The 18,139-nt window shown below is 62.2% G+C and carries 19 protein-coding genes and 3 pseudogenes; 11 read left to right on the top strand and 11 right to left on the bottom strand.

Annotated elements, in window-relative coordinates; translation table 11 throughout:
- Positions 1-94: 94 nt before the first annotated feature.
- The 6 genes and pseudogenes from INS93_RS20860 to INS93_RS20840 all read right to left on the bottom strand — a co-directional run bounded on the left by INS93_RS20860 (position 95) and on the right by INS93_RS20840 (position 3,580).
- Entirely contained in the window at positions 95-466 is a 372-nt protein-coding gene (locus INS93_RS20860; protein WP_420707336.1) for a C40 family peptidase, read from the bottom strand.
- A gap of 434 nt (positions 467-900) precedes the next feature.
- A pseudogene (locus tag INS93_RS24725) lies at positions 901-1,034 on the bottom strand (Lrp/AsnC family transcriptional regulator); the annotation flags it as partial.
- Positions 1,035-1,082: 48 nt separating this feature from the next.
- Entirely contained in the window at positions 1,083-1,349 is a 267-nt protein-coding gene (locus INS93_RS20855; RefSeq protein ID WP_192985367.1) for a PilZ domain-containing protein, read from the bottom strand.
- 127 nt (positions 1,350-1,476) lie between these two features.
- Positions 1,477-2,364, bottom strand: a complete 888-nt coding sequence (locus INS93_RS20850) for a lysophospholipid acyltransferase (RefSeq protein WP_192985366.1) — start codon at positions 2,362-2,364, stop codon at positions 1,477-1,479.
- A gap of 56 nt (positions 2,365-2,420) precedes the next feature.
- A complete protein-coding gene (locus INS93_RS20845; RefSeq protein WP_192985365.1) occupies positions 2,421-3,029 on the bottom strand; it encodes a pyridoxamine 5'-phosphate oxidase family protein in 609 nt (202 codons plus the stop codon).
- A complete protein-coding gene (locus INS93_RS20840; protein ID WP_192985364.1) occupies positions 3,026-3,580 on the bottom strand; it encodes a DNA-3-methyladenine glycosylase I in 555 nt (184 codons plus the stop codon). Before INS93_RS20840 ends, INS93_RS20845 begins: the two co-directional genes overlap by 4 nt.
- Before the next feature lie 172 nt (positions 3,581-3,752).
- On the opposite strand from INS93_RS20840, the gene glyQ reads away from it, so the two are divergent.
- From glyQ to INS93_RS20785, 11 genes are all read left to right on the top strand, one after another.
- Entirely contained in the window at positions 3,753-4,700 is a 948-nt protein-coding gene (gene glyQ / locus INS93_RS20835) for a glycine--tRNA ligase subunit alpha (RefSeq protein WP_037001019.1), read from the top strand.
- Entirely contained in the window at positions 4,697-6,751 is a 2,055-nt protein-coding gene (gene glyS / locus INS93_RS20830; protein ID WP_192985363.1) for a glycine--tRNA ligase subunit beta, read from the top strand. The genes glyQ and glyS overlap by 4 nt, the downstream gene beginning before the upstream one ends.
- A gap of 75 nt (positions 6,752-6,826) precedes the next feature.
- Positions 6,827-7,363 carry a D-glycero-beta-D-manno-heptose 1,7-bisphosphate 7-phosphatase gene (gene gmhB / locus INS93_RS20825; protein ID WP_192985362.1) on the top strand — a complete coding sequence of 179 codons (537 nt, stop codon included), beginning with the start codon at positions 6,827-6,829 and terminating at the stop codon, positions 7,361-7,363.
- Positions 7,364-7,376: 13 nt separating this feature from the next.
- Positions 7,377-8,144 carry a lysophospholipid acyltransferase family protein gene (locus INS93_RS20820; RefSeq protein WP_160018653.1) on the top strand — a complete coding sequence of 256 codons (768 nt, stop codon included), beginning with the start codon at positions 7,377-7,379 and terminating at the stop codon, positions 8,142-8,144.
- Positions 8,145-8,387: 243 nt separating this feature from the next.
- Positions 8,388-8,993, top strand: coding sequence for a CDP-alcohol phosphatidyltransferase family protein (locus INS93_RS20815; protein ID WP_192985361.1), 606 nt, complete (start codon positions 8,388-8,390; stop codon positions 8,991-8,993).
- Between the two features lie 26 nt (positions 8,994-9,019).
- Positions 9,020-10,774: a bifunctional alpha/beta hydrolase/class I SAM-dependent methyltransferase gene (locus INS93_RS20810; RefSeq protein WP_192985360.1), complete on the top strand. Its 1,755-nt coding sequence runs from the start codon at positions 9,020-9,022 to the stop codon at positions 10,772-10,774.
- Positions 10,774-12,111 carry a phosphatase PAP2/dual specificity phosphatase family protein gene (locus tag INS93_RS20805; RefSeq protein WP_192985359.1) on the top strand — a complete coding sequence of 446 codons (1,338 nt, stop codon included), beginning with the start codon at positions 10,774-10,776 and terminating at the stop codon, positions 12,109-12,111. Before INS93_RS20810 ends, INS93_RS20805 begins: the two co-directional genes overlap by 1 nt.
- Positions 12,101-12,535 carry a hypothetical protein gene (locus tag INS93_RS20800; protein ID WP_192985358.1) on the top strand — a complete coding sequence of 145 codons (435 nt, stop codon included), beginning with the start codon at positions 12,101-12,103 and terminating at the stop codon, positions 12,533-12,535. The genes INS93_RS20805 and INS93_RS20800 overlap by 11 nt, the downstream gene beginning before the upstream one ends.
- Before the next feature lie 9 nt (positions 12,536-12,544).
- Positions 12,545-13,165 carry a lysophospholipid acyltransferase family protein gene (locus tag INS93_RS20795; protein WP_074677272.1) on the top strand — a complete coding sequence of 207 codons (621 nt, stop codon included), beginning with the start codon at positions 12,545-12,547 and terminating at the stop codon, positions 13,163-13,165.
- 1 nt (position 13,166) lies between these two features.
- Complete coding sequence (locus tag INS93_RS20790; RefSeq protein ID WP_192985357.1) at positions 13,167-14,099, top strand: phosphatidate cytidylyltransferase; 933 nt, start codon at positions 13,167-13,169, stop codon at positions 14,097-14,099.
- A 68-nt stretch (positions 14,100-14,167) separates the two neighbouring features.
- The gene (locus INS93_RS20785) at positions 14,168-15,319 is read left to right on the top strand and encodes a GGDEF domain-containing protein (RefSeq protein WP_192985356.1); all 1,152 of its coding nucleotides are present in this window, start codon (positions 14,168-14,170) and stop codon (positions 15,317-15,319) included.
- Positions 15,320-15,697: 378 nt separating this feature from the next.
- Here INS93_RS20785 and INS93_RS25165 read toward each other — a convergent pair.
- The 5 genes and pseudogenes from INS93_RS25165 to INS93_RS20760 form a co-directional block, all read right to left on the bottom strand.
- Positions 15,698-15,886, bottom strand: a pseudogene (locus INS93_RS25165) (RHS repeat-associated core domain-containing protein); the annotation flags it as partial.
- A gap of 103 nt (positions 15,887-15,989) precedes the next feature.
- The gene (locus INS93_RS20775; protein ID WP_192985355.1) at positions 15,990-16,394 is read right to left on the bottom strand and encodes an immunity 22 family protein; all 405 of its coding nucleotides are present in this window, start codon (positions 16,392-16,394) and stop codon (positions 15,990-15,992) included.
- Between the two features lie 395 nt (positions 16,395-16,789).
- Positions 16,790-17,092: pseudogene (locus INS93_RS20770) on the bottom strand (RHS repeat-associated core domain-containing protein); the annotation flags it as partial.
- Positions 17,093-17,172: 80 nt separating this feature from the next.
- Complete coding sequence (locus INS93_RS20765) at positions 17,173-17,607, bottom strand: hypothetical protein (protein WP_192985354.1); 435 nt, start codon at positions 17,605-17,607, stop codon at positions 17,173-17,175.
- A gap of 8 nt (positions 17,608-17,615) precedes the next feature.
- Positions 17,616-18,139 (bottom strand): RHS repeat-associated core domain-containing protein (locus INS93_RS20760; RefSeq protein ID WP_264294432.1); only part of this gene is annotated, 524 nt, incomplete at its 5' end.

The following is an 18,139-nucleotide window of genomic DNA, read 5'->3' as shown; positions in this document are numbered from 1 at the left end:
GTAATGCTGTGCACTGGAGAAATGATTCTGTGCGATAAGCTCCTCTGGGGAGAGGGGAGCCAATCACGCCGACCTTGAACGCGCCGTCGCTGACTCAAGCCTCCGGCACCACCCGCTTGGCCAACTGGAAATGACGCTGCCAGTACGAATTGTCGAGGAAGTCGATGCGCACGTTCGTGCCGCGACGCGGCGCATGGACGAAGCGACCCTCACCGATGTAGATGGCCACGTGATCCACCGAGCGGCTGCGAATGCGGAAGAACAGCAGGTCGCCCGGCTGCAGGTCGCTGCGCTTCACCGAGGGCGCATCCAGGCGCGACAGCTCGCGGGAGGTGCGCGGCAGTTCGAGGTCGTCCTGGGTCTTGAAGGCGTATTGCACCAGGCCGCTGCAATCGAAACCATGGCGCAGGCTGGTACCGCCCCAGCGGTAGGGCGTGCCCAGTGCGCCGAGGGCGCGGTCGATCACTTCGCCGGCCGGTTTGGGCGCGACCGCTGGCGCGGTGGCAGGAATGGTGTGGATACGAAACGTGGCGGAGGCTTGGGTACAAATTCCCAGTAAAAGAGCGCCTCCCAGGCAAAATGACATTAAAAATTTATTCAAACCCAGTGACCCTGGTGATTGGCCTTTGCGCGGAAGCCCTTCCTGATCAAGGCATTGCATCGGAAACGAGCCGCCTGCCCGTCCCGGAGAGGGACTGCCTGAAAAAGCCTTTGGTTCATTTCCAAGCGAGACGAGTCGACGAACGGTTTACCGCTGATGCCTTCGTATTCCCGACCAATCGCGCCCAATTACGCCCCGACAGTTGAGTCGCACGCTCCACTGACTTCCTCGATCTCGCGACTGGCGCGTCTCCAATCGTCCCGCTCGGCGGGGGCGCCAGCGGTGCCGGGTGTGACGGTCTAGGTGAAGTAGCGATCGATACCGAGGTCTTCCAGCAGCAACTGGTCGATGAAGCGCTGATAGGGGGTTCGATGTAGCGGGCAAGGATCATGGCGATGCAGTCGACACCGCCAGTGGCGTAGCAGAAACCTAAGGCCAGGCGTTACTCGAAGCGGCGAACGTCCAGGCTGGCTGCCGCCGTTCAGGCCTCGCCGAGAAAGCGCAAGCCGGCCCCCTCGGCATCTACACGCATGACTTCCATCTTCAGCACCGGGGCGGGGAAGGGCAGATCCTGCACCTGGCCGATCACTTCGGTGCCAACCGACAGGCTGGCCATGTCCGGGTGCTTCACGTAGACGCCGCTATCGGACAGGTCACGAGTCTGCGCCACCAGCTCACCAAAACTGGGGTGGCTGATCTTGATCCGGCACTTCATCGGGGTACGCACCTGCTGGCGCTGGTTCGGCATGGAGACTCCGGGGGTAGGCGGACGATGCAGCCTTTAATAACGCAAAATCGAAGCAATTCCCAACGCCCGACAGAAAAAAGGCGCCATCGAGGCGCCTTCATTCGTTGTCATGCCGGCTGGCAGTACATCAGTACCACTTGGCCTCACCCTCGGGCCGCTTCTTGAAGCGCTTCATGCTCCACATGTACTGGCTCGGGTAGTTGCGTACATAGCGCGATACCACTTCGCTCATCGCCGCCACGCCTTCTTCCACATTCTCGCTGTACATGCCTTCCGGCGCCGCTTCGAGGATCACCTTGTAGCCGCTGCCGTCCGGCAGGCGCAGCGCATGCAGGAACACGCCGACCGCCTTGCCGCCGGTAAGCATTCCGGGTACGAATTTGCTGGTCAGCGCGGTAGTGCCGAGGAAGGGCACGAAAACCCCCGACGAGCGGCTCGGCTCCGGGTCGGCAGGAATGCCTACGGCGCCGCCCCTGCGCACTTCCTTGATGACGCTGAGGATGCCTTCCTTGGTCGAGGGCGCGACGCGGTTACCCATCTGCACGCGCTGCTGCTGCAGCAGCTCGTCGACCGCCTTGAGCTTCGGCGGGCGGTAGAAAATGATCGGTTTGCACTGGTTGCAGTAGAAGTGGTTGAGCACTTCCCAGTTGCCCAGGTGGCTGGTGATGCCGACCACACCCTTGCCCGAGGCCAGGGCCTGTTGCAGCACTTCCAGGCCTTCGACTTCGCGGACCAGCTTGAGTGACTTGTGCGCCGGCCAGATCCAGGCGCAGGCGCTTTCGGTCAGTGTCTTGCCGATGTCCTTGAGGCTTTGCCCGACCAGCCTGTCCAGCTCGGCCTCGTTCAGCTCGGGGAAGCACTTGCTCAGGTTGATGCGCGCCACGTCGCGCGAGCCGTTCGGCAGCTTCCACATCAGCCAGCCGATGGCATTGCCCACGGCCTGCACGGCAGGCCAGGGCAGCAGTGCGAACAGGCGCAGGAAACCGACCACCAGGGCGCCCTTGAGTTTTTCCACGACAGACTCCAACCGTTTCCGCAAAGCGCCCAGTGTAACGGCCAGGGCCGAGCCAGTCAGTACAGGCTCGTCCGAAGCCTCTGCTGCAGATCGCGCTCGTAGGCCTCGACGTCGAACTCCTCATAGATACAGCGGAAGATATCGCCGGCACTCGGCAGACTGGCGCGCTCGACCTGACGCGAGGCATCCCACAGGCCGGAACGCACTGCCGCCTTGGAACACTGGAAGTAGCAGGTATCGATATGGATGCGCAGCACGCTGCGCGGCAGCTTGCCCTGGGCACGGCCCAGTTCGAGCAGCTCGGGGTCGAGGGAAATCTCGGCGCGACCGTTGATGCGCAGGCTCTCGCCAACGCCGGGAATCAGGAACAGCAGCGCCACGCGCGGGTTCAGCACGATGTTGCGCAGGCTGTCGATGCGGTTGTTACCGGGGCGATCCGGCAGCAGCAGGGTCTGGTCATCGAGAATTCGCACGAAACCTGGCGCATCGCCGCGCGGTGAGCAATCCAGGCCATCCGGGCCCACGCTGGCCAACACCACGAAGGGCGAGGCCTGGATCAGCGCACGGTAGGGCTCGATCAGCCGCGGCAGTTCCTTGCGCCGCGAGCGTTCATGGCTTTCGCCGTACAGTGCCTGCAGTTCGTCCAGCGTGGTGATGGTGGTCATGAGCCCTTCAGTTGCGCATAGCGGTCGCAGTCGGTGGTGTGGTCCATCACCATACCCGTGGCCTGCATGAAGGCATAGCAGATGGTCGGCCCGACGAAGGTGAAACCGGCCTTCTTCAGCGCCTTGCTCATGGCCTCGGCCTCGGGCGTCACTGCCGGCATCTGGCTACGGTCGCTGAAATGATTGATCTTCGGCGCACCGCCGACGAACGACCAGAGCAATGTCACCGGGTCCTCCAGCTTCAGCCAGGCCTGGGCGTTCTGCCGCACGGCCTTGAGCTTGAGGCGATTGCGGATGATGCCCGGGTCCTGCATCAGCGCCTCGATCTCTTCATCGCCGAGACGGGCCAGGCGCTCGGGATCGAAACCGTGCAGCACCTGGCGATAACGCTCGCGCTTCTTCAGCACGGTGATCCACGACAGGCCAGCCTGCGCACCTTCGAGCAGCAGCATCTCGAACAGATGACCGGCATCGCGCTGCGGCACACCCCATTCCTCGTCGTGATAGGCCTGGTAGAGCGGATCGTCGGTACACCAGAAGCAGCGGGGCATGGCTGTGAACCTCGGTCAGGGTCGAAGCGGTGACTATAACGGCAAAACAACTGGATATAAATACAGTCGCGCTACGCGTCGGATGATGCCGATATGCCGTACCCTGCGGCCTGCGCCGAGTTTCGATATACTCTCCGGCTTTCCCTCGCAAGCCTCCACAGGTGATTTTTTCGTGAGCCAGACCAAGCCTGCCGTGCGCACCTTCCAGGACCTGATCCTGGCCCTGCAGAACTACTGGGCCGAGCAGGGCTGCGTGGTGCTGCAACCCTACGACATGGAAGTAGGTGCCGGCACCTTCCACACCGCCACCTTCCTGCGCGCCATTGGCCCGGAGACCTGGAATGCCGCCTACGTGCAGCCTTCGCGTCGCCCGACCGACGGCCGCTACGGCGAAAACCCCAACCGCCTGCAGCACTACTACCAGTTCCAGGTGGTCCTCAAGCCCAACCCGGAGAACTTCCAGGAGCTGTACCTGGGTTCGCTGAAGGCCATCGGCCTCGACCCGGAAGTGCATGACATCCGCTTCGTCGAAGACAACTGGGAGTCGCCGACCCTCGGCGCCTGGGGTCTGGGCTGGGAAATCTGGCTCAACGGCATGGAAGTCACCCAGTTCACCTACTTCCAGCAGGTCGGTGGCATCGAGTGCTACCCGGTGACCGGCGAGATCACCTACGGCCTGGAGCGCCTGGCCATGTACCTGCAGGGCGTGGACTCGGTCTACGACCTGATCTGGACCGACGGTCCGTTCGGCACCGTGACCTACGGCGACGTGTTCCATCAGAACGAGGTGGAGCAGTCCACCTACAACTTCGAGCACGCCAACGTCGAGAAGCTGTTCGAGCTGTTCGACTTCTACGAGAGCGAAGCCAACCGTCTGATCGAGCTTCAGCTGCCGCTGCCGACCTACGAAATGGTGCTCAAGGCCTCGCACACCTTCAACCTGCTGGACGCCCGCCGCGCCATCTCGGTGACCGCGCGTCAGCAGTACATCCTGCGCGTGCGCACCCTGGCCCGCGCGGTAGCGCAGAGCTACCTGCAGGCGCGCGCCAAGCTCGGCTTCCCCATGGCCACCCCCGAACTGCGTGACGAAGTACTGGCCAAGCTGGAGGCGCAAGCATGAGTGCGAAAGATTTCCTGGTCGAACTGGGCACCGAAGAGCTGCCACCGAAAGCCCTGAAGAGCCTCGGTGAGGCCTTCCTCGCCGGTATCGAGAAAGGCCTCAAGAGCGCCGGCCTGAGCTACACCGCCAGCCGCGTGTACGCCGCGCCGCGCCGCCTCGCGGTGCTGGTCGAGCAGCTCGAAGAGCAGCAGGCCGACCGCAGCATGAACCTCGACGGCCCGCCCATCCAGGCCGCCTTCGACGCCGACGGCAACCCGACCCAGGCCGCCCTGGGCTTCGCCCGCAAGTGCGGCGTGGACATCGCCGAGATCGACCGCAGCGGTGCGAAACTGCGCTTCGCCCAGCACATCCCTGGCCAGCCGGCGGTCAACCTGCTGCCGACCATCGTGCAGGATTCGCTGAACGACCTACCGATTCCCAAGCGCATGCGCTGGGCCGCCCGTCGCGACGAATTCGTGCGCCCGACGCAGTGGCTGGTGATGCTCTTCGGCGACGCCGTGGTCGACTGCGAAATCCTCGCGCAGAAGGCTGGTCGCGTCTCCCGTGGCCACCGCTTCCACGCCAACCGCGACGTGCGTATCAGCGCCCCGGCCAACTACGCCGAAGACCTGCGCAGCGCCTTCGTGCTGGCCGACTTCGCCGAGCGCCGCGAGCTCATCAGCCGCCGCGTCGACGAGCTGGCTGCGGCTGAGCAGGGCACGGCCATCGTGCCGCCGGCGCTGCTGGACGAAGTAACCGCCCTGGTCGAATGGCCAGTACCGCTGGTCTGCTCGTTCGAGGAACGCTTCCTCGAGGTGCCGCAGGAGGCGCTGATCAGCACCATGCAGGACAACCAGAAGTACTTCTGCCTGCTCGATGCGAACGGCAAGCTGCTGCCGCGCTTCATCACCGTGGCCAACGTCGAGTCCAAGGACCCGGCGCAGATCGTCTCGGGCAACGAGAAGGTCGTGCGTCCGCGCCTGACCGACGCCGAGTTCTTCTTCAAGCAGGACAAGAAGCAGAAGCTCGAAGGCTTCAACCAGCGCCTGGCCAACGTGGTGTTCCAGGCCCAGCTGGGTTCGGTATTCGAAAAGGCCCAGCGCGTCTCCGCCCTGGCCGGCTTCATCGCCCGCGAAGTCGGTGGCGACGCCCAGCGTGCCGCCCGTGCCGGCCTGCTGAGCAAGTGCGACCTGGCCACCGAGATGGTCGGCGAATTCCCCGAGATGCAGGGCATCGCCGGCTACTACTACGCGCTCAACGACGGTGAGCCGCAGGACGTCGCCCTGGCCCTGAACGAGCAATACATGCCACGCGGTGCCGGCGCGGAACTGCCAAGCACCCTGACCGGTGCTGCCGTGGCGGTGGCCGACAAGCTCGACACCCTGGTCGGCATCTTCGGCATCGGCATGCTGCCGACCGGCTCGAAAGACCCCTACGCCCTGCGTCGCGCCGCCCTCGGCGTGCTGCGCATCCTGATCGAGAAGGGCCTGGACCTGGACCTGGCCGCTGCAGTCGACTTCGCTGTCGCCCAGTACGCCGGCAAGATCAAGACCGAAGGCCTGGCCGCCCAGGTGCTGGAGTTCATCTTCGACCGCCTGCGTGCACGCTACGAAGACGAAGGCATCGAAGTGGCCGTGTACCAGGCGGTGCGTGCGGTCAACCCGACCTCACCGCTGGACTTCGACCAGCGCGTGCAGGCCGTGCAGGCCTTCCGCACGCTGCCGCAGGCCGCTGCCCTGGCCGCCGCCAACAAGCGTGTGTCGAACCTGCTGAGCAAGGCCGAAGGTGGCGTCGCCGCCCAGGTCGAAGCGCACTACTTCGACAACCCCAGCGAGTTCGCCCTGCACGCCGCCATCCAGCAAGCCGACCAGGCCGTACAGCCGCTGGCCGCCGCCCGCCAGTACAACGAGGCCCTGGCCAAGCTGGCTGGCCTGCGCGAGCCGGTGGATGCCTTCTTCGAGGCGGTGCTGGTCAACGCCGAAGACGCACGCGTGCGCGCCAACCGTTACGCCCTGCTGGCCCGCCTGCGCGGGCTGTTCCTCGGCGTGGCGGACATCTCGGTACTGGGCTGACCCCAGCAGCGGCAAGCTACAGGCTTCAAGCGGCAAGCAGGCCGCTGCTGCCTTGTAGCTTGCGGCTTGGAGCTTGTGGCTATGAAGTTACTGATCCTCGACCGCGACGGTGTCATCAACGAAGACTCCGACGCCTATATCAAGACGCTCGACGAATGGCTGCCAATCCCTTCGTCGATCACCGCCATCGCACGCCTGTCGAAAGCCGGTTGGACGGTGGCGGTGGCCACCAACCAGTCCGGCATCGCCCGTGGTTATTACGACCTGGCGACCCTGGAGTCGATGCACACGCGCCTGCGCGAGTTGGTGGCGGAGCAGGGCGGTGAAGTCGGCCTGATCGTTCATTGCCCGCACGGACCGGACGATGGCTGCGAGTGCCGCAAGCCGAAACCGGGCATGCTCCGGCAGATCGCTGCGCACTACGCCACGGAACTGGCAGGAATCTGGTTCGTCGGCGATACCGGCGGTGACCTGCAGGCCGCGCTGGCCGTCGATTGTCAGCCTGTGCTGGTGAAAACCGGCAAGGGCGAACGAACCCTGGCCAAGCCGTTGCCGCCGGGAACCCTGGTATTCGATGATCTGGCGGCTGTTGCCGATCAACTGCTTTCATAAGGTGCGAAGTTCAATGGCGATCCTGCAGGCACTCAGAGTCACGCTTTTCTACCTGCTGCTGTCGTCCAGCTCCTTCTTCTGGTGCCTGATCAGCCTGGTGGTCGCGCCGCTGCTGCCGTTCCGCCAACGCTACCGCTTCGTCGTCCAGGCCTGGTGCAACTGCGCCGTGTGGCTGGCCAAGGTGATCGTCGGTATCCGCTATGAAGTGCGCGGCCTGGAGAACATCCCGGAGCGCCCCTGTGTGATCCTCGCCAACCACCAGAGCACCTGGGAAACCTTCTTCCTCTCCGGCTTCTTCGAGCCACTGTCGCAGGTGGTCAAGCGTGAATTGCTGCGCGTGCCCTTCTTCGGCTGGGGCATGGCGCTGCTCAAGCCCATCGCCATCGACCGCAGCAACCCCAAGGCGGCGCTCAAGCAGTTGGCCAAGCAGGGCGACGAACGCCTCAAGCAGGGCGCCTGGGTGCTGGTGTTCCCCGAAGGCACGCGGATTCCACCAGGCCAGATCGGCAAGTTCTCCCGAGGCGGCACCTCCCTGGCGGTGAATGCCGGACTGCCAGTACTGCCCATCACCCACAATGCTGGTGAGTTCTGGCCGAAGGCAGGCTGGGGCAAGCGCCCGGGCACCATCCAGGTCATCATCGGCCCGCCGATGTATGCCGAGGGCGAAGGCCCGCGTGCCATCGCCGAACTCAACGAACGTGCCTTTCAGTGGGTGCGCCAGCAACAAACCGAACTGCGCGGCGAAGAGCCGCAGCTGAGCCGCCTGGGCGAAACGGCCTGATCTGTGGATAAGCTGTGCGTCAAATGCAAGCAAAGCGCCACCATCGATCACATCCGGCTGATTTTCCTGACGAATCACCAGCGCTAGGAAAATCCCACGACGGGGTATAAGTTGTGATTCACAGGTAGGGCGGGTCGTACCTGCGCTACGAATGCCGTCGATGAATCCACTTCTACCTCGACGGGTTCACAGTCTCGCCCTCGGCAATGGCCGAAGATGGGACAAGAAAAGGAATTCGCTGCCATGCCCTCGATCTACCAGCTCAAACCGGCCTTCCAGAACCTGCTGCGCCCCGGCGTCGAACGTCTTCACGCACGCGGCGTCACCGCCAATCAGGTCACCCTGGCGGCAGCCGTCATCTCCGCGCTGCTCGGCGCCCTGCTCGCCGCGTTCAGCCACATCACCTGGCTGTTCGCCCTGATTCCGCTGTGGATGCTGCTGCGCATGGCGCTGAACGCCGTCGACGGCATGCTCGCGCGCGAGTTCGGCCAGCAATCGAAGCTCGGCGCCTACCTCAACGAACTCTGCGACGTGATCGCCGACAGCGCCTTGTATCTGCCCTTCGCCCTGCTGGCCGGCGTCTCGCCGCTGCTGGTGATTCTCGTGGTGCTGCTGGCGGTGATCAGCGAGTACGCCGGCGTGCTTGGCCCGATGGTTGGCGCTTCACGTCGATATGACGGGCCGATGGGCAAGAGTGACCGCGCCTTCTGCTTCGGCGTGCTCGGCGCTGGCGTCGCCACCGGCCTGCTTCCGGCTTTGTGGATCAACCTGCTGTTGGCCCTGATCCTCGCCTTGCTGCTCTATACGCTGTACAACCGCGTTCGCCACGGGTTGGCCGAAACGGCCTGAACCCTCTCAAGGAATAAGGAGATTCCATGCGCCCCGTACAACTTCACAGCTTCACCACGCATGACGGCGTCGAGCTGAGCTATCGCCACTGGCCGGCGACAGCGCCCGGCGATGGCCCGCGCCAGGCCGTCGTGCTGTTTCATCGCGGCCATGAGCATGGTGGGCGCATGGCCCACCTGGTGGACGAACTGGAGCTGCCGCACTGCGACTTCTTCGCCTGGGATGCCCGTGGCCATGGCCTTTCACCCGGCGCACGCGGCGACAGCCCGAGCTTCGCCACCAACGTGCGTGACGTGCAGACCTTCGTCGAGCATATCGGCAGCCAGCACGGCATCGCCGAAGAGGACCTGGCTGTGGTGGCGCAAAGCGTTGGCGCGGTGATCATCTCCACCTGGGCCCACGACTACGCGCCCAAGGTGCGCTGCCTGGTACTCGCCTCGCCGGCGTTCAAGGTCAAGCTCTACGTGCCCTTCGCCCGCCCCGGCTTGAAGCTGCTGCACACCCTGCGCGGCAACTTCTTCGTCAACAGTTACGTCAAGGCGCGGTTCCTCAGCCACGATCCCGAGCGTATCGCCTCCTTCGAGAACGACTCGCTGATCGCCCGGCCAATTTCGGTGACCATGCTGCTCGGTCTGTACGAGGCGGCCGACCGTATCGTCGCCGACGCCCAGGCGATTCAGGTGCCGACCCAGTTGCTGATCTCCGGTGCCGATTTCGTCGTCCACCGCAAGCCGCAGGAAGACTTCTTCGCGCGCCTCGGCAGTCTGCGCAAGGAAAAACACCTGCTCCCGGGTTTCTTCCATGACACCCTTGGTGAACGTGACCGCGCCCATGCCCTGAGCCGCGCGCGGCGCTTCATCCTGCGCAATTTCGAGGAGCCGGTCACACGCCCCTCGCTGCTCGATGCCGATCGCCTGGGCGCCACCTGCGCCGAAGCCGAAGAGCTGGCCGCACCGCTGCCGAAACACTCGCTGCGTGACCTCTACTGGCGCGCCACCCGCGCTGGCATGCGCCTGGGCAGCAGTGTGTCGGCCGGGGTGAAACTGGGCTTCGACACCGGCTTCGATTCCGGCAGCACGCTCGATTATGTCTACCGCAACCAGCCCACCGGCAAGGGCACACTGGGCCGACTCATCGACCAGAACTACCTGGATTCCATCGGCTGGCGTGGCATTCGCCAGCGCAAGCTGCACGCCGAGGAGCTGCTGCGCCTGGCCATGAGCAAACTGCGCGAAGCGAACAGCGCGGTGCGCATCGTCGATATCGCCGCCGGCCATGGCCGCTACATCCTCGAATCGCTGGAAAGCCAGCAGCAGCGGCCCGACTCGATCCTGCTGCGCGACTACAGCGACATCAACGTGCGCGACGGCAATGCCCTGATCGCGCAGAAGGGCCTGGGCGATATCGCCCGTTTCGTCAAAGGCGATGCCTTCGACCGTGACGACCTCGCCGCACTCGACCCGAAACCGACCCTGGCGGTGGTCTCCGGCCTGTACGAACTGTTCGGCAGCAACCAGATGGTCGGCGACTCGCTGGCCGGCCTGGCGGCGGCAGTCGAGGAGGGCGGTTATCTGGTCTACACCGGCCAGCCCTGGCACCCGCAGCTGGAGCTGATCGCCCGCGCCCTGACCAGCCACCGCGACGGCCAGGCCTGGGTCATGCGTCGGCGCAGCCAGGCGGAGATGGATCAGTTGGTCGAAGCCGCCGGCTTTCGCAAGGTGGCGCAGCGCATCGACCAATGGGGCATCTTCAGTGTGTCCCTGGCACAACGGGTGAAGTGATGGAGCACGCCCGCGAACAAGGATTGTGGAAGCGCGGCGTACTCTGGCTGCTGCTGCTCGGCCCGCTGTTCTTCGCCAGTTATGGCTTCGCCAACTGGTTCAGCGGGCAGCGCGATGACGTCGGCAGCCTGGTCTTCGCCTGGGAGCCGCAGATACCCCTGTGGCCCTGGAGCATCGTCCCGTACTGGTCGATCGACCTGCTCTATGGTTTGTCCTTCCTGCTGCCGGCCTGCCGCCGCGAAATGGATCGCCACGCCCTGCGCCTGCTTGCCGCCCAGGTGATCTGCGTCGCCTGCTTCCTGCTCTGGCCACTGCGCTTCACCTTCGAACGACCCGCGCTGGACGGCACCTTCGGGCTGATGTTCGACGTACTGATGGGCTTCGACAAACCCTTCAACCAGGCGCCTTCGCTGCATATCACCCTGCTGGTGATCATCTGGGCGATGTTCGCCAATCACACGCGCGGCCTGTTCTGGCGTGCCCTGCTGCACGGGTGGATGGCGCTGATCGGTATTTCCGTGCTGACCACCTGGCAGCACCATTTCATCGATGTACCCACCGGGCTGCTGGCCGGGTTCCTCTGCCTGTGGCTGTTGCCGCTGCAAGGTGATACGCCGCTGAAGCAGATACGCCTGGCCAGCGATCCGCGCCGTTGGCGCCTGGCACTGCGCTACGGGCTTGGCGCAACGCTGAGCGCCGTGCTAGCGGTCAAGCTGGGCGGTGCCTGGCTGTGGCTGTTCTGGCCGGCCGTGGCCCTGGTGCTGGTTGCGCTCAACTACCTGCTGTTCGGTGCTGGCGGCTTCCAGAAACAAGCCAATGGGCGCCTCAGCCCGGCCGCCACGGCGTTGCTCGCCCCCTATCTGATCGGCGCCTGGATCAACTCGCGGCTGTGGACATACCGCCAGCCTGCGCCCAGCCAGGTCGTGGAAGGCATTCATCTCGGCCGCCTGCCCGCCACGGGCGATCTCGATGGATTTACCGCCCTGGTCGACCTCTGCGCCGAGCTGCCGCTGCTGCATACGCCGCAGAACTATTGCAGCCTGCCGTCACTGGATCTCGTGGCGCCGGATACGCTGACCTGCCAACGCGCCGCCGAGGCCATAGAGCGTCTGCGTCATGAGGGCCCGTTGCTGGTGTGCTGCGCTCTGGGCTATTCGCGCAGTGCCACCGCCGTGGCGGCCTGGCTGCTGCACAGTGGCCGCTGCCAGAGCGTGGAGTCAGCCGTGGCGCTGATCCGCCAGGCGCGGCCGCAGATCGTGCTTGGCCCGCAGCACCTGGCCGCGTTGCAGGGCATGCTCGATGCCGGGCCCAGACTGGAGGTCGCTCATGCAGGCTGATCTGCTGCTGGTCGCGGCACTGTTGCGGCGGGGGCGCAGCCTCGATCATTGCTCCGGCGCGCTCAGCCTGCTCGCCGTGCTCTTCGGCCTGGCGCCTTGGCTGGGTGCGCCGCCCAGCCTGACCCTGGCGCTGCTGTGCGCCGCGCTGCTGATCACCGGACTGGCCGAGAAATACTGGGCGCTGCGCGTGGCGCTGGACGCCGAACTCTTTCAGCGCCTGGCCCAGGCCGGTGAACAGCTCGACAGCCAGACTCATGCGCTGGATCAGGCGCTACAGAATCTGGGCCTGCAGAATGCACAGCAGGCTGGCCGTACCTGGAGCCTTCGCTCTCAGGGCGCACTCGGCCTACTGCGTAAACAGGCGCTGTGCCTGTTGCTACAGATCGTCATCGTTGTACTCGGGATCTTCATCGTTTTCGCTTAAGGAGTCGCCATGCTCGCTGCATTGACCGCTTTCGCCATCACCTCGGCAGCTCGCCTGCTGACCGGCGCACGAGCCCTGTGGCTCGGCAGCACCGCGCAGGCAACGCAACGCCTGTACTACGCCAACCACAGCAGCCATGGCGATTTCGTCCTGCTCTGGGCCTCGCTGCCGCCAGAACTGCGCAAACGCACCCGACCGGTGGCCGGCGCCGACTACTGGCAGAAGCCGGGCGTACGCAGCTTCCTGATCAACAAGGTATTCAACGGCGTGTTGGTCGACCGCGAGCGCAAGGAAGGCGCCAACCCGCTGCAAGCGATGCTCGACGCGCTGGACGGCGGCGACTCGCTGATCATCTTCCCCGAAGGCACACGCAACCTCGGCGACGAGCCGCTGCTGCCCTTCAAGAGCGGCCTTTATCACCTGGCTCAGGCGCGCCCGGACGTGGAACTTGTGCCGGTGTGGATCGCCAACCTCAACCGGGTGATGCCCAAGGGCAGGGCGCTGCCCTTGCCCCTGCTATGCACACTGAGCTTCGGCGCTGCGCTGGAGCCCATCGAGGGGGAAGGCAAGGACGCCTTCCTGGAACGCGCGCGTAACGCCCTGCTGGCACTGGCACCCGAGGAGGCCTGAGATGGATCGTAATACCCTGTTGTTATTCGCCGGTATCGGTGCCCTGCTCCTGCTGGCCAGCCTGGTCGGCTTCATCCTCAAGAAACGCAGCGGCGACCGCCCCAACCCGGTGGTCGACAACCTCAACGCGCGGATCAACGCCTGGTGGGTGATGGTGCTGGTGATCGGCATCGCCTTCCTGTTCGGCAACACCGGCGTTGTGGTGCTGTTCTACTTCGTATCCTTCTATGCCCTGCGCGAGTTCATGACCTTGACGCCGACCCGGCGCAGCGACTACCCGGCGCTGGTGGCGGCCTTCTATTTCGCCCTGCCGATGCAGTACGTGCTGATCGCCTTCGGCTGGTACGGCCTGTTCGCCATCTTCATCCCGGTCTACCTGTTCCTGCTGCTGCCGATCCTCGCTTCGCTGGGCGGCGACACCACGCGTTACCTCGAACGTGCGGCCAAGGTGCAGTGGGGCCTGATGATCGCGGTTTACTGCATCTCCTCGGTGCCCGCCTTGCTGACCCTGGACATTCCCGGCTACGAGGGCCGCAACCTGCTGCTGATCGCCTGGCTGATCATCGTCGTGCAGCTCTCCGACGTGTTGCAGTACGTGTGCGGCAAGCTGGCCGGCAAACACAAGATCGCGCCCAACCTCTCACCCTCGAAAACCGTGGAAGGCTTTGTCGGCGGCGTGGCACTGGCCACCCTGATCGGCGCCATGCTCTGCTGGATCACCCCGTTCGCCTTCTGGCAGGCCGCACTGTTCGCCCTGCTGGTGTGCATGCTCGGCTTTGCCGGCGGCCTGGTGATGTCGGCGATCAAGCGCGACCGTGGGGTGAAGGACTGGGGCCACATGATCGAAGGGCACGGCGGCATGCTCGACCGCCTCGATTCGGTGTGCTTCGCAGCACCGGTGTTCTTCCATATGGTGCGCTACTGGTGGGCCTGACCTGACGCAAGCACTGGGACAAAGGATTGCACTAGAGTTAAGCAACTCCTGAAAACAAGAAGGCCGACATGATCGCCCACACCCAGACCCTGTTCGGAGCCGTCGCGCTGGTCGCCGTGATCATGGGCAGTTGCCTGATCCTGGTCGGCCAGTTGCGTCACCGCGACGGCATGCTCACCACGGGTTTGGGCATGCTTTCCCACGCGCTGGCCTACATCGGCTTCACCCTGTTCGGGCAGGCTTCAATTTGGCTGACCTATGTGCTGGCCAACACACTGCTGTCGACGGCACTGGCGTTCTACACCGTCAGCCTGCCGCTGATCCATGGTCGGCGCCCGCCCTGGCGGTTGGCCTTCGCCTTTCCGCTGCTGCTGGGCGTGCTGCTCAGCCTGCTGGTCGACACCCAGGAACCCCGCCAGCTGGTGGCCTGCCTGCTGCTGTTCACGCAATGCCTGGTGATCCTGCGCCTGAGCCGCATCCATGCCGTGGCAGGTGGCCGTGCCCATCGCATCCTGATCATTGGCGCAGGCATCAGCCTGTTCGGGCTGGGCATTCGCGTAGCGGTCATCCTCAGCGGCGCGCCGGCAGAGATGCACTACGACGTGAGCAACCTGAAGCAGACCGTATCGGTCGCCCTCGGCGCCGCCACCATCATCATGTTCTCCTTCGGCCTGGTGCTGCTGTCGCGCGAGCGTATCGAATCGGAACTGCGGCAGACCGCCCTGCGTGACACGCTTACCCGGCTGCCCAATCGCCTGGCGATACTCGAGCGACTCACCGACGAACTGGAGCGTGCTCGCCGTCAACACACACCACTGTCCATCGCCATGCTCGATCTGGATCACTTCAAGCAGATCAACGACAGCCATGGCCACCTGGTTGGCGATGACGTGCTCAGGCACTGCGCGGACCATCTTCAGCAGCGTCTGCGGCGTAACGACAGCATTGGTCGTTACGGTGGTGAGGAATTCCTGCTGATCCTGCCCGGTACCGATGCCAGTGGCGCGCTGGAGCTGGTCGATCAGCTGCGCCAGTCGCTTACCCAACACCCGGCGCAGATCGACGACAAGAACATCGCCTTGAGCTTCAGTGCCGGTATTTACGGGCTGACACCCGCCCTGGACGATGACATCACCAGCATGCTGCTCAAGGCCGACGGCGCGCTCTATCGCGCCAAGCATGCCGGGCGCAATACGCAGGTACTGGCCACGGCGCAGTGAGGCAATGGCGGGAACTGGCAGGCGATGCTCGATGGAGCCTTTCACCGGTCTCCCGGCAGCGTTGAACCATGCTTGGCTGCCGCGCAGCCTGACCCGACTTTTTGCAGACAACAAAAAACCCGCCGAAGCGGGTTTTTTAATGACCTTCCGACATCCTGTCGTTTGCCATCCTGGCGCGGTCTGTCTTCCTTGACCCGGGACATCCAGTTCCCGGCAGGTGTGTGTAGATTAGCCAGCCTACGCATAAGACGGGAGAGGCTCATTGCGCTTCGGCGTGTAAGCCTTTTGCCATAGCGGTAGACATGAGAACGATGCGTGAAGGCCTGACCCGGCTCGCGTGGCGGCAACACGATCAGCTCCCCTCTCATTTATTGGGGGCACGCCAATCGGATCAGGGCTGATAAACCGCCCGATATCCGGATCGTAGAACCTGAACGTGTTGTAGTGCAGCCCCGTTTCGCGGTCCAGGTACCGACCCTGGAAGCGCAGGTTCTGCTCTTCGACGAAGAAGCTTTCCTGCGTTTCGGCCAGGGTGTTGCCCCAGACCTGGTAGCGCGCCTGCCAGATGCACTTGGGAAAAGGGGCGGATTTATTTATTGACTATCATGTCGGGCTGTCAAAAATAAATCCTTCCTATTTTTGAGAGCAATAAACCCGTCCCTCTTTTCGCTTAATCTCCTTGAAATACGCCTATGTATTTCAGGCCGTTATAACTATCTTTAATAGGCTGCTTGAGAACCAGATCTGCGTCTTGGTACCAAAAAATCGCATTGGCCTTCTTGATTCCAAGTGTCTCACAACGAGCTTTGACCAATGGCAGTTCATCTTCATCCACAGCGGCTTCGGTCAGAATTTCATCTAGCGAAACCTCATGCTCGCAACGAGGGATAATGCCAATGAAATCCTCGTCATACCAAACAATACCAATATCTCTGCAAAAGCCACAGAGCTTGTAGTTTGGATCATCAAAATCACCTTCGGTAGAGTGATCGATCTCGAAATAGCTCATGTATTCATCATCTTGCGAGAAATTACTACCTACCCAAACATGAATACTTTTATTTTCACTTGGCATTTATGTGCACCTACTTAGTTTCATATGAGCTCTATGATGTTTGGCAATAAGCATCTTAGCCTCTCTTTTGCTGGTAGAGCCTTACAAATCTGCGATTAATTTATTATGGAAATGTCTACCCGCACGGCTTCCATGGTGTGAACCATCAGGAACAGGCCTTCCCTTTGAGTCGGTGACATTAACAAAGGTAATCCTGTTGGTCTCAACAACATATTTTTTAGCTCCTGAGCAGTGAAACCTAGCTCTTTAGCTTTGGCTGCGAGTGATACTGGGAACATTTCATGCATTTTTCCTGCGCCTCGCAGCGCTTCAGAGACAGCCGCTTTATTACTATTGATATCGTTTATAGATGCGGCATTGAACCAGTCATCAAATTTTCCACGAGCCCATGGAGCCCAGCCTAACGGGTCTGACCACGCCAGCGGATTAGGAGCGTACTGATAAAGATTGGCACCTCCCAGCAACCCAATCGGGTCCGGGCTGATAAACCGCCCGATATCCGGATCGTAGAACCTGAACGTGTTGTAGTGCAGCCCCGTTTCGCGGTCCAGGTACTGGCCCTGGAATCGCAGGTTCTGCTCTTCGACGAAGAAGCTTTCCTGCGTTTCGGCCAGGGTGTTGCCCCAGACCTGGTAGCGCGCCTGCCAGATGCAGCGGCCGTCGTCTTCGGTGAGTTGCTGCGGCAGGCCGTTAGGGTCGGTGGAACAACAGGGGACAGACCTCGATTTACGGATAAATTAATCGTGGTCTGTCCCTGTCGTCCCCTATTCCCCTTTCTTCAAATTTCTTTTAACTTGAAGAACTCGTAATATTTCTTTGGCTCTTCCTTAAAAACTCTAGCCTTGCCGAAATCAAAAGCCTTCTTGAAGTAGTTGAAGGCTGCATCATGATCGTTGAGCTCGTAACATACTTTCCCTAGGTTCATCCAAGGACCCACATCAATATCTGACTCCCTGATATCCAACTCAATAGACGCCCAATGTAGTGCGCTCTTAAAGTCTTCGAGTTGAAAAAAAGACTCATAAAAACAGCCAGCCAACCAGCTGCTAATCATGGTCCATTCTATTTTAGGGTCAGGTAGAAGATTCCAAGCTTGATTATAAGCAGCCAGCGCTTTCTCGTGCGCGCCTTCATCTGCCATCATATTACCTGACTCAATAACGTTGATAATTTTCTCTGCTAGGTCTGGCTGTTCTACTTCTAGATCTCTCATTTCTCACCTTAGAAATAGGTTGATTTTTCAGCAGGTCCAATAAAGCCTCCAGGATCTCTGTAAGTTTCCCCGAGACTTGCACCTTTAGAACGATTATGTGAAAAGTACTCTAGCTCATAGTTGTCTGAGTCTCGCATCCATGCACGGACCTCTTTCGACTTGGCACCGTGGAACCCACCTTTCTTGTTCCAATAGCTGACCGCATCTGTTTTATGTGCCATATCAGCATACTTGACGTTATGCCACTTCCCGTCAGAACTCTTGAATTTCATATTGGCGCCTGTACCTCGAATGCGCCCCTCAGTTCGCATTCGTGCGATAACAGCCTTTCCGGTTTTACTATTTTTACTCGGTGTTCTACCAACGTAATTCAAGCGACACGACCACCCCCACGGATCCACCCACCCATACGGCTCCGGCGCGTACTGGAACAGGTTGATCCCACCCGCCAACCCAATCGGGTCCGGGCTGATAAACCGCCCGATATCCGGATCGTAGAACCTGAAGGTGTTGTAGTGCAGCCCCGTTTCGC

Origin of the sequence: Pseudomonas sp. EggHat1 (assembly GCF_014892995.1) — a bacterium.
Classification (GTDB): domain Bacteria; phylum Pseudomonadota; class Gammaproteobacteria; order Pseudomonadales; family Pseudomonadaceae; genus Aquipseudomonas; species Aquipseudomonas chaetocerotis.
The sequence above is the reverse complement of the archived record's forward strand: the minus strand, read 5'-3'. Positions and strand labels throughout refer to the sequence as shown.

Coding starts and splice junctions, on each gene's coding strand:
- INS93_RS20855 (WP_192985367.1), bottom strand. CDS start 1,349: ATGCCGAACCAGCGCCAGCAGGTGCGTACCCCGATGAAGTGCCGGATC.
- INS93_RS20845 (WP_192985365.1), bottom strand. CDS start 3,029: ATGACCACCATCACCACGCTGGACGAACTGCAGGCACTGTACGGCGAA.
- INS93_RS20840 (WP_192985364.1), bottom strand. CDS start 3,580: ATGCCCCGCTGCTTCTGGTGTACCGACGATCCGCTCTACCAGGCCTAT.
- glyS (WP_192985363.1), top strand. CDS start 4,697: ATGAGTGCGAAAGATTTCCTGGTCGAACTGGGCACCGAAGAGCTGCCA.
- INS93_RS20820 (WP_160018653.1), top strand. CDS start 7,377: ATGGCGATCCTGCAGGCACTCAGAGTCACGCTTTTCTACCTGCTGCTG.
- INS93_RS20815 (WP_192985361.1), top strand. CDS start 8,388: ATGCCCTCGATCTACCAGCTCAAACCGGCCTTCCAGAACCTGCTGCGC.
- INS93_RS20810 (WP_192985360.1), top strand. CDS start 9,020: ATGCGCCCCGTACAACTTCACAGCTTCACCACGCATGACGGCGTCGAG.
- INS93_RS20805 (WP_192985359.1), top strand. CDS start 10,774: ATGGAGCACGCCCGCGAACAAGGATTGTGGAAGCGCGGCGTACTCTGG.
- INS93_RS20800 (WP_192985358.1), top strand. CDS start 12,101: ATGCAGGCTGATCTGCTGCTGGTCGCGGCACTGTTGCGGCGGGGGCGC.
- INS93_RS20795 (WP_074677272.1), top strand. CDS start 12,545: ATGCTCGCTGCATTGACCGCTTTCGCCATCACCTCGGCAGCTCGCCTG.
- INS93_RS20790 (WP_192985357.1), top strand. CDS start 13,167: ATGGATCGTAATACCCTGTTGTTATTCGCCGGTATCGGTGCCCTGCTC.
- INS93_RS20785 (WP_192985356.1), top strand. CDS start 14,168: ATGATCGCCCACACCCAGACCCTGTTCGGAGCCGTCGCGCTGGTCGCC.
- INS93_RS20775 (WP_192985355.1), bottom strand. CDS start 16,394: ATGCCAAGTGAAAATAAAAGTATTCATGTTTGGGTAGGTAGTAATTTC.
- INS93_RS20765 (WP_192985354.1), bottom strand. CDS start 17,607: ATGAGAGATCTAGAAGTAGAACAGCCAGACCTAGCAGAGAAAATTATC.